General features: G+C 72.2%; 6 protein-coding genes and 4 pseudogenes. 4 read left to right on the forward strand and 6 right to left on the reverse strand.

Annotated features, from left to right (window positions below; genetic code table 11):
- Positions 1–136 precede the first annotated feature (136 nt).
- From AOK23_RS17135 to AOK23_RS17145, 3 genes and pseudogenes are all read left to right on the forward strand, one after another.
- Positions 137–895 (forward strand): TetR family transcriptional regulator, encoded by a 759-nt coding sequence (locus tag AOK23_RS17135; RefSeq protein ID WP_107102803.1) that lies wholly within the window; start codon positions 137–139, stop codon positions 893–895.
- A 120-nt stretch (positions 896–1,015) separates the two neighbouring features.
- Positions 1,016–1,543, forward strand: a pseudogene (locus tag AOK23_RS17140) (Uma2 family endonuclease); the annotation flags it as partial.
- Between the two features lie 80 nt (positions 1,544–1,623).
- Positions 1,624–2,277 (forward strand): annotated as a pseudogene (locus AOK23_RS17145) (sensor histidine kinase); the annotation flags it as partial.
- Between the two features lie 60 nt (positions 2,278–2,337).
- On the opposite strand, the gene AOK23_RS17150 reads toward AOK23_RS17145, so the two are convergent.
- From AOK23_RS17150 to AOK23_RS49840, 3 genes are all read right to left on the reverse strand, one after another.
- Positions 2,338–3,894, reverse strand: coding sequence for an ABC transporter substrate-binding protein (locus AOK23_RS17150; protein ID WP_055713582.1), 1,557 nt, complete (start codon positions 3,892–3,894; stop codon positions 2,338–2,340).
- A gap of 178 nt (positions 3,895–4,072) precedes the next feature.
- Entirely contained in the window at positions 4,073–5,431 is a 1,359-nt protein-coding gene (locus tag AOK23_RS17155) for a metallophosphoesterase (RefSeq protein ID WP_055713583.1), read from the reverse strand.
- A 15-nt stretch (positions 5,432–5,446) separates the two neighbouring features.
- Positions 5,447–5,689, reverse strand: coding sequence for an SCO4848 family membrane protein (locus tag AOK23_RS49840; RefSeq protein ID WP_055518845.1), 243 nt, complete (start codon positions 5,687–5,689; stop codon positions 5,447–5,449).
- A 121-nt stretch (positions 5,690–5,810) separates the two neighbouring features.
- Here AOK23_RS49840 and AOK23_RS17165 point away from each other — a divergent pair, with 121 nt between their 5' ends.
- Positions 5,811–7,118, forward strand: a complete 1,308-nt coding sequence (locus AOK23_RS17165) for a D-alanyl-D-alanine carboxypeptidase family protein (RefSeq protein WP_055713584.1) — start codon at positions 5,811–5,813, stop codon at positions 7,116–7,118.
- Positions 7,119–7,341: 223 nt separating this feature from the next.
- Here the strand turns inward: AOK23_RS17165 and AOK23_RS17170 are convergent, their stop codons facing one another.
- The 3 genes and pseudogenes from AOK23_RS17170 to AOK23_RS46830 form a co-directional block, all read right to left on the reverse strand.
- Positions 7,342–8,205: a YihY/virulence factor BrkB family protein gene (locus AOK23_RS17170; protein ID WP_055713585.1), complete on the reverse strand. Its 864-nt coding sequence runs from the start codon at positions 8,203–8,205 to the stop codon at positions 7,342–7,344.
- A 57-nt stretch (positions 8,206–8,262) separates the two neighbouring features.
- Positions 8,263–9,124: pseudogene (locus tag AOK23_RS17175) on the reverse strand (decaprenyl-phosphate phosphoribosyltransferase).
- Between the two features lie 92 nt (positions 9,125–9,216).
- Positions 9,217–9,540 (reverse strand): annotated as a pseudogene (locus tag AOK23_RS46830) (phosphatase PAP2 family protein); the annotation flags it as partial.

A 9,540-nucleotide genomic window follows, 5' to 3' on the forward strand; every position in this document is an offset into this window, starting at 1 on the left:
GTCCGGGACCGCGCCCGGCGCCCCCTCCCCCGCCCTCCCCGGCGGCTGCGACAGCGGTACCTGCCCGACTGGTTAGGCTCTGCCCGTGCCCGCAGTGAACGACGAACCCAGCGCAGAGTCCGGCCCCGAGCCCCCCGTGGCGGAGCCACCGGCCGCCGACGACGACGGGGCACCCGGCGGCCCCCGGGGCGGCTCCGCCAAGTCCGAGCAGACCCGCGCGCTCATCCTGGAGACCGCGCTGCGGCTCTTCCAGGAGCGCGGGTACGACAAGACGACGATGCGGGCGATCGCCAAGGAGGCCGGGGTCTCCGTCGGCAACGCGTACTACTACTTCGCCGGCAAGGAACACCTGATCCAGGGGTTCTACGACCGGATCGGCGCGGAGCACCGGGCGGCGGTGCGGCCGGTGCTGGAGCGGGAGACGGATCTGCAGGCGCGGATCGCCGGGGTCCTGACGACCTGGCTGGACGTGGCGGAGCCGTACCACGAGTTCGCGGCACAGTTCTTCAAGAACGCGGCCGACCCGGACAGCCCCCTCAGCCCGTTCTCCCCGGAGTCGGCGGGGGCGCGCGAGGAGTCCATCGCGGTCCACCGCCAGGTCCTCGCCGGTGCGAAGGCGAAGGTACCGGAGGAACTGCGCGAGGTCCTGCCCGAGTTGATGTGGCTCTCGCAGATGGGTCTCGTCCTCTATTGGGTCTTCGACCGCACGGAGGGCCGCGAACGCAGCTACCGTCTCGCGGAACGAGGGGCCCGCCTGACGACCAGAGGAGTCTCTCTGGCCCGCTTCCGGGTCCTGCGCCCCCTCGTCCACGAGGTCCACGAACTGTTCACGGACTTCCTGCCGGGGATGACGAAGGTCCTGCCGGACCCGGGGGGCAGGAAACCGGCGGGCTGACACGATCGGGGGACAGCGCCTCCGCCCGCCGCCACCGGCGCCGCCGGACGGCGATGATGCCTCCGGCACCGCACGTGGCGGGCAGTGGGAGGGGCGCGTAATGGCACAGCGGTTGGGCAAATGGTCCTCGCTCGGTCCATCGCCGAGGAGATCGAGGAGTCCCGGCCGGGGTGGCGCGCCGAGGTCCACCACGGTCAGATCGTCGTCGTAGCGCTGCGGGACGGCCCCCATGCGGAGATCCTGACCGAGGTCCTCCTCAGCTGCGTCGAGGCCGGTCTGCACCGCGGTGCGAGCAGGGTGCTCCCGGGAATCGGCCTGCGGCTGCCGGACGGTCCGGGCGGCTATGCGGTTCCGCACCTCTCCGTGGTCACCGCCGACTACCGCGAACACCACGTCAGGGCCACCCACTACGCCCCGGACTGCTTCCGGCTCGTGGTGGACATCGCCCACAGCGGTATCCCGCCGGAGCCGGGCTCCAAGACGTCGGCCTACGCCGGCGCCGGGGTCCCGGTCCATGTGGTGGTCGACCGCCACCACGGGCGGCTCCATGTCCTCACGGACCCCTCCGGGGACGACTACACGGTCCACCGCGTCCACGCCCCCGGTGAGATCGTCACCCTGCCCGACTCCGTCGGCGCCGAGGTCACCCTCGATGTGGAACGGATCCTCCCAGCCGGTCGGCCGACCCGCCAGGGGGTGTTTCGAAAGTCCCGCACAGCACCCACGGCGCCCGGCACCCACTCTCGCCGCACCGGCCGACAGCCCAAGTACATCCAGTACGAGAGCTTTCGTCCGGCACAGCGAGAGCACGCACGAAGGGCATGCTCACGGATCCCGCCGAACGCCGTCGCGCCTGGGACCGCATGAACGGCGAGGTCGACCGCATGGGCCACCTCGTGGACGAACTCCTCACCCTCGCCCGCCTCGACCAGCACCCCGAACTCCGGCTGCGGAACGTGGACCTGGCCTGCCTGGTCCGTGACGCCGCCGCCGATCTCCGCGCCCAGCAGCCCGAACGCCCCGTGACGGTCGCCGCGGAGGGCGCCCTCCTCGTGCACGCCGACGAGTCGGGGCTACGGCAGATCCTGGGCAACCTGGTGAGCAACGTACGCACCCACACCCCCGCCGACGTGCCGGTCCGCCTGTGCGTGGCACGGGAGGACGGCACCGTGCGGCTGTCGGTCGCGGACGAGGGGCCGGGGCTGCCGGAGGAGGACGCGGCCAGGATCTTCGACCGCTTCTTCCGGGCGGGCGGGGGCGCCGGCAGCGGCCTGGGCATGGCCATCGTGCAGGGCGTGGCGGAGGCCCACGGCGGCGAGGTCACGGTGACCACGTCCCCGGGCGACGGCCTGGAGGTGACGGTGACCCTGCCGCCGCGCTGAGACGTCCGCGGCCCCGCTCGCCGTCAGATCCAGTCCGGCCGCCCCAACCGGGACACCCCGTCAGATCCAGTCCAGCCGCCACAACCGGAACACCCCGGTCGCGTCGGACAGGTACTGCGCCCCGCCGACGTCCTCCGTGCTGAGCACGTACTCCTTGCGCTGCCACAGCGGGATCAGCGGGACGTCCTGCGCGACGACGTCCTGGAGGCTCTTGAAGTCGTCCACCGCCCGGCTGCGGTCCTCGTAGCGCCGGCCGTCCCGGACGAGCCGGTCGGCCTCCTTGCTGCTGTACCCGTTCTTCAGGGAGCCGTCGGTACCCACCAGGGGCCCGCTGAAGGTGTCGGGGTCGGGGAAGTCGGCCACCCAGCCGACGCCGTACGCGTCCAGCCTGCCGTCGGCGTAACGCTGCTGGAAGTCGGCCCAGGGGTAGGCCTTCGTCGTCACGTAGAACAGCCCGGTCGCCTCCAGCTGCCGCTTCAGCTCGGCGGCCTCGGCGACGGCCGACTCCCGTCCCTCGGCGTACCCGTACGTGAAGCGGACCGGCATGCTCACGCCGGCCGCGTCGAGCAGCTTGCGGGCCCGCTGCGGATCGGGCTTCGGGTAGATGTCGAAGAACGAGGTGGTGTGGCCCGTGACGCCGGCCGGGATCAGGGAGTACAGCGGGTCGGTGGTGCCCCGGTAGACCTGGGAGACCAGCTTCTCCCGGTTGATCACGGCGGCCAGTGCCTGCCGCACCCGGCGGTCGTGGAGGGGCGAGTTCTCCCGGACGTTGAGGACCAGGTCGCGGGTCTCGGTGCTGTCGGACTCCGTGACCCGCTGACCGGGGTCGCTGGGCGACAGACCCGCGAGCACGGCGGGCGGCAGGGTGCGCGCGGCGACGTCGAGACGGCGGGCCCGCCACGCCTTCTCCAGCGCCGCCGAGTCCTTGTAGTAGCGCATGAGGACTTGTCTGCCGGTGTGCTGGACGGCGCCCCGGTAGCTCTCGTTGGGGCTGAGGCGGGCCTGCCGGTCCTTCGTGTACGACGTCAGGACGTACGGTCCGGTGCCGTCGGCGCCGCCGTCGGTGCGCAGCCGGTTCGCCGGGTACTCGGTGCGGTCGACGATCGCCCCGGCGCCGGTCGCGATCTTGTACGGGAAGGTGGCGTCCGGCGCGGTGAGGCGGAAGCTGACGGTCTGCCCGTCCACGCTCACCGACTGGAGGGTGTCGAGGAGCGAGGCGGGGCCGACGTCGGAGTTGATCCGCTTGACCCGGTCGAAGGAGTACTTCACGTCGGCCCCGGTCACCTCGCGTCCGCTGGGGAACCTCAACCCCTGGCGCAGGGTGCAGCGGTAGACGGTGAGCGCGTTGCCGGCGAACGCGCAGTCGCGCGCCGCGTCGGGGACGGGGCTTGCGCCGCCGGGCTCGAAGGTCAGCAGCGACTGGAAGACGTTGTTGAACAGGGCCCAGGATCCGGCGTCGTACGCGCCGGCCGGGTCGAGGGACGTGACCGAGTCGGTCGTCCCGACGGTGATCGTCCTGTCCGTGTCGTGCCGGGCGGGCAGCAACTGCCAGCCGCCGATCGCCGCGATCGCCAGCACCAGCAGCGACGCGAGAACCCGCATGCGAACCGACCGCATAGGCGCCCCTCCCATGACTCCACCCGGCCCACGACGCTCAGTGGCCACGCGGTGGCGCCGATCACCTAACCACACGCGTTCATACGCGCGGAAGAGGGGTTTTGTTGAGTTGAGAAAGAACTCGGTAAGCGTGGGGAGCGCGTGAACTACGCGCCCCCCACGAGATGCTGACGAACCGTCACGCCTGCTTCGACGCCAGCTCCACGACGGTGATGTCCGACGGCGCCCCCACCCGCACCGGAGGCCCCCACGCGCCCGCGCCGCGGCTGACGTACAGCTGGGTGTCGCCGTAGCGCTCCAGGCCCGCGAGGGTGGGGTTGGCGGCCTCGGCGACGTAGTTCATGGGCCACAGCTGGCCGCCGTGGGTGTGCCCGGAGAGCTGGAGGTCGACGCCGTGGTCGACGGCGTCATGGATCTGGACGGGCTGGTGGGCGAGGAGCACGACGGCCCGCGAGGTGTCCCGGTCGCCGAGCGCCCTGGCGAAGTCGGGGCCCTGCCCGTCGTCCTCCCCCGCGACGTCGTTCACCCCGGCGAGGTCGAGGTACGGCAGCTCCCGGCGGTCGTTCTCCAGCGGGGTCATCCCCAGGCGCCGCACCTCCTCCACCCACTGCTCGGCGCCGGAGAAGTACTCGTGGTTGCCGGTGACGAAGTACGTGCCGTGCCGCGCCTCCAGACCCGCGAGCGGTGCCGCCGCCGGGCCCAGGTCCTTCACGCTGCCGTCGACCAGGTCGCCGACCACCGCGATCAGATCGGGCTGGGTCGCGTTGATGGTGTCGACGACCTTCTGCGCGAAACCCCGGCCCAGCATCGGCCCGAGGTGGATGTCGCTGACCACGGCGATCCGGAAGCCGTGCGCCGCGCGCGGCAGCTTGGCCAGCGGCACGGTGACCCGCTTGACCCGGGGACCGCGGACGACGCCGTACGTGCCGTAGCCGACCGTCCCGACGGCGGTCGCGGCGACGGCCCCACCGACCACACGGGAGACGAAGAGACGCCGGGAGACACCCGAGGGGGACGACCCGGCGGGCTGGAGACGAGAGGCGTCGTCGGGTGCGGTGCCGTCGGCGGAGGCCGGGTCGGTGGTCGTGGTCGCGTCGGTGGTCGCCGGCGTCTCGCCGGTCCCGGTGGCGTCGGCCCGGTCCGTGGGCTTCGCGCCCGCCGGTACCGGCTCCGGTTCGCGCACCGCCGGTTCGGGCCGCTCGGCCGGTGCCGGGGCACGCCGTGCCAGCAGACGGGTCAGCAGGGGGCGTACGACCTCCCCCGCCAGGAGGGCCAGCAGCAGGTACAGCGAGAGGGCGAGCCACAGGAAGCCCGGCCAGCCCAGCGTCTGCTGCAGCCAGAAGGGGGCGCCGCCGCGCTCGGCGCCGAAGGCCGCGAACAGCAGCACCGGCCCGGCGATGAACACACCGGTGCCCACACGTCTGACCAGACCCGGCCCCCGGGTCGTGTCGCGCACCAGTCGGCGCCAGGCGTACCAGTGCAGGGCACCGAAGGCGGCCAGCACCAGCAGGGCCACGAGAACGAAGACGATCACCATCACGTCGTCCCCCCGTCACGTCGTCCGACGAAGTGCGCGCAGACCACGCAACCCGATGACACCGATGGCCGTCCCAAGGACAAAGGAGACGACGGCGAGCGTCAGATGCACCCAGAAGTACGCGGTCGGATCGCCCGCGTCGTCGAACGCGAGGCCGCTGCCGTCCTTCCAGAGATTCCGGATGAAAGTGACCCAGATGACCCAGCTCCACACCCCGAAGGCGAGCAGGAACCAGGAGAGGGGGCGGCTGAGCTTCATGGGTTCAGTATCACCGCCAACCGCCGGGGCTTCGCGCCGGGGTGCGAGCGGGGGCGCGGGCGGCGCGGTGACCGAGAACCGCGGTGGGATTCACCGGGCGGAGCCATGTACTTTCTCGATCGTGCCCGCCTCCAAGAAGACCGCCAGGCGCTCCCTGCCGGTCACCTCCGCCCTCGCCGTGTCCCTCTCGTTGACGTCGCTGCTCTCCCCGGCGCTCGCCCCGGCCGCCCACGCCGCCGACCCGACCCCGAGCGGCAGCGCCTCCCCGTCGGCGACTCCCCCGGCGGCGATGTCGACCGTCGGAGGCGAACAGTTGGGCAGGCCGGGGACGCAGGCCAACCTGGGCGGTGACGCGCCGGTGGTGCCCAAGGGCATCAGCGCCCGCTCGTGGATCGTGGCGGACGCGGAGTCCGGCGAGGTGCTGGCCGCGCACAACGCGCACTGGCGGCTGGCGCCGGCGAGCACGCTGAAGATGCTGTTCGCGGACACGGTGCTGCCGAAGTTCAACAAGGACGACAAGCACGAGGTCGCCCTCACCGACCTCGCCGGGGTCGGCGCGGGCTCCAGCATGGTCGGCATAAAGGAGAACGAGACGTACACCGTCCACGATCTGTGGCTCGGTGTCTTCCTTCGCTCCGGCAACGACGCGGTGCACGTCCTGTCCGCGATGAACGGCGGCGTCAAGCAGACCGTCGCCGACATGAACGCCCACGCCGAGGAGCTCCAGGCCCTCGACACGCACGCGGTCAGCCCGGACGGCTACGACGCCAAGGGGCAGGTGTCGTCGGCCTACGACCTGACGCTGATCGCCAGGTCGGGGCTGCAGAAGAAGGACTTCCGGGAGTACTGCTCCACCGTGCGCGCCAAGTTCCCCGGAGAGACGAAGAAGGGCAAGAAGGGCAAGAAGAGCCGGTCGTCCTTCGAGATACAGAACACCAACCGGCTCCTGACGGGCGACAGCGGTCTGGACGCCTACCAGGGCATCGCGGGTGTGAAGAACGGCAACACCACGAACGCGGGCGCGACGTTCACGGGGGTCGCCGAGCGGGACGGCCGGGTGCTCCTCGTCACCGTCATGCACCCCGAGGAGGAGGAGCACAACCAGGTCTACAAGGAGACCGCGAAGCTCTTCGACTGGGGGTTCGCGGCGGCGGGCAAGGTGCAGCCGGTGGGTGAACTGGTGCCGCCGAAGGGTGCGGAGACCTCCGGTGGCGGGGGCGACCCCAGCACGCAGCCGGGGGGTACGGCATCGGCCACGTCCCCCGCGCCGGCCTCCGGCGGCGCGGGCGGCAAGGCGGTGGCCTCCGCGGCGTCCGACGGAACGAGCGGCATCGGGATCGCGCTGGGGATCACGGGCGGGGTGCTCGCCCTGGTGGCCGGCGGCGTGTTCCTGGTCAACCGCAAGTGGCCTCTGCGGCGGGGGAAGTAGAACCGTTCCGGGTCACGTCTGCGGGGCTGTCGTCCGCTGCGGTCCGCGGGAGCGTGGGGGCTGATCGCGCAGTTCCCCGCGCCCCTGAAAAGCGACCGGGGCTGCGCCCCGTGCTTTTCAGATGAAGGCCGGGCCGCAGGGCCATGCCTTCGGGGGCGCGGGGAACTGCGCGATCAGCCACACACCACCCGCGCCCGCCTCAGCCACACGCACCCCCGAGCTACTAGGCGCCCTCGGCCTCCTCCTTCCCCTCCGCCGTCCAAGCCGCGCAGTACAGCAGCAACTTCGCCGTGAAGTTGATCCACAGCAACAACGCGATCGGCACCCCGAACGCCCCGTACATGCTCTTCGACGCGACCCCCTGCATGTATCCGCTGAGCAGCAGCTTCAGCAGTTCGAAGCCGATCGCCCCCATGAGCGCGGCCACGACGAGCCGCCGCCGCGGCGGGTGCACGCCCGGCAGGAGCGTGAGGACGTACAGCAGGAGCAGGAAGTCGGCCAGCACGGCCACGCCGAACGCGGCGATCTGGAGGACGACCCCACCCCACCCGTCCCGGTCGACGCCGAGCCGGTCCGCGGTCCAGCCGACCGTCGCCGACGCCACCGTGGACGCCGCGAGGGAGAGGAGCACCGCGCCGCCGAGCCCGACGAGGATGCCCGCGTCCTTGGCCTTGGCGAGGACCGGGTTCTCCTCGGGTTCCGGCTTCTCCCACACCGCCCGCAGACAGCCCCGCATCTCCCCGACCCAGCCGATGCCGGTGAACAGCAGCAGCGCGCCGGCGATGATCCCGACGGTGCCGGCGTTATGGACGAGCCCGGCGATGTCGAGCTGGTCGGAGATGCCGGGCACCTGTTCGGCGAGCCGGTCCTCCAGCTGGCGCCGCCGGTTCTCGTCGAGCGTCGCCGCGGCGATGGCCGCGCCCATGGTCAGCAGCGGGAACAGCGCGAGGAAGCTGAGGAACGTCATGGCCGCGGCCAGCCGCGTCCATGTGACACGCTCCAGCCGTTCGTACGAGCGCCACGCGTGCGTGGTCATCAGGCGCTCGGCCAGCGGGCCGATCCCGGGGAGCTTTTTCAGCCAGTCCATGATCCGACTCTGCCCTCGTCGTGGTCACCCGATGCCGGTTACCCACTTGAGCGCTGATCACCAGTCGGCGACGGCCAGTCCGTACATCGCCAGCCACACCAGCGCGATGCAGGCGAGGGCCCGGTCACGCAGGACGACGTCCTCGGGTTCCCCTGCCGTGCCCCGGTCGGCGAAGACGGCGAAGCGCAGGACGGCCAGCACGAAGGCGACCATGGAGAGCTGACGCCACGGCAGCACACTGGTGCTGGGGACGCCGCCCTCTTCGAGGGCCCACAGGCAGTAGCCGAGGACGGCGAGCCCGGCGGCCGACTGCCAGACGAGGCGCAGGTATCCGGCGGTGTACTCGGTGAGCAGCGCCCGGGTCGCCCCGGCCCGGTCGGCGAGCTGCACGGCTTCCGATCACCGCTTGGCGGCGACCATGAACAGCGCGCCGAACCCGGTGGTGATGAGGAACCAGCGGGACAGCGGGATGCCCAGCGCGAGCCCGCCGATCACCGCCCGCATCAGGAACCCGGCGGTGACGACCGCGAGATCGACGACGAGGACGTGCTTGAGGCTGACGCAGTAGGCGAGTTGGAGCCCGAGGTACGCGGTCAGCAGGGCGGCGGTGTACGGGGAGCAGAGCCACGTGGCGGTGACCGGCGCGAGGACGGCGAGGGCGCCGCCGACGGCGTACGCGGCCTGTGCGGGGACCTGGCCTGCGGCGACCGGGCGGTGGCGTTTGACCCGGGTGGGCGCGGTCGGCCTCGGCGTCGCGGGCGTCGTTGATCAGGTAGACGGCGGCGGCGCAGGCCGTGAAGAGGACGAAGACGAGCGGGAGCCGGGTCAGCGCGCGGGGCGTGAAGAGTTCGCCCGCGGCGGCGGGGGCGGCGATGACGAGGAGGTTCTTGAGCCACTGGCGGGGGCGGGCGGTCCGCAGGAGGCCGCGTGCGAGCCCGCCCTTCGGTGGTGTCGGCGCGGGGACGGTCCGCGTTCCAGGACGGTCGCGGGCTCAGTCAGGGCCACTCGCCCCCCTTCGGGCGTCCACCGCGCGCCCAGCGAGGCCGTGGCGGCGCCCAGCGCCACTCCGGCCGCCACGTCCGAGGGGTAGTGCACGCCGACCACGAGCCGCGACAGACACATCGCGGCGGCGAGCGGCGCGACGAGCGGCCCGGGACGACGCCGAGCGTGCCGTACGCCACGACCGCCGCCGCCGACGAGGTGGCGTGCGAGCTGGGGAAGGAGTGCCGTCCGGCGGTGCGGACCAGCGGTTCGACGTGGGTGGGGCGGGCGCGGCGTACGAGCCGTTTGACGCCCATGCTGATCAGATGCGCCCCGGCCGTGACCGCCGTGCCG

Source organism: Streptomyces torulosus (assembly GCF_001419765.1).
GTDB lineage: Bacteria > Actinomycetota > Actinomycetes > Streptomycetales > Streptomycetaceae > Streptomyces > Streptomyces torulosus.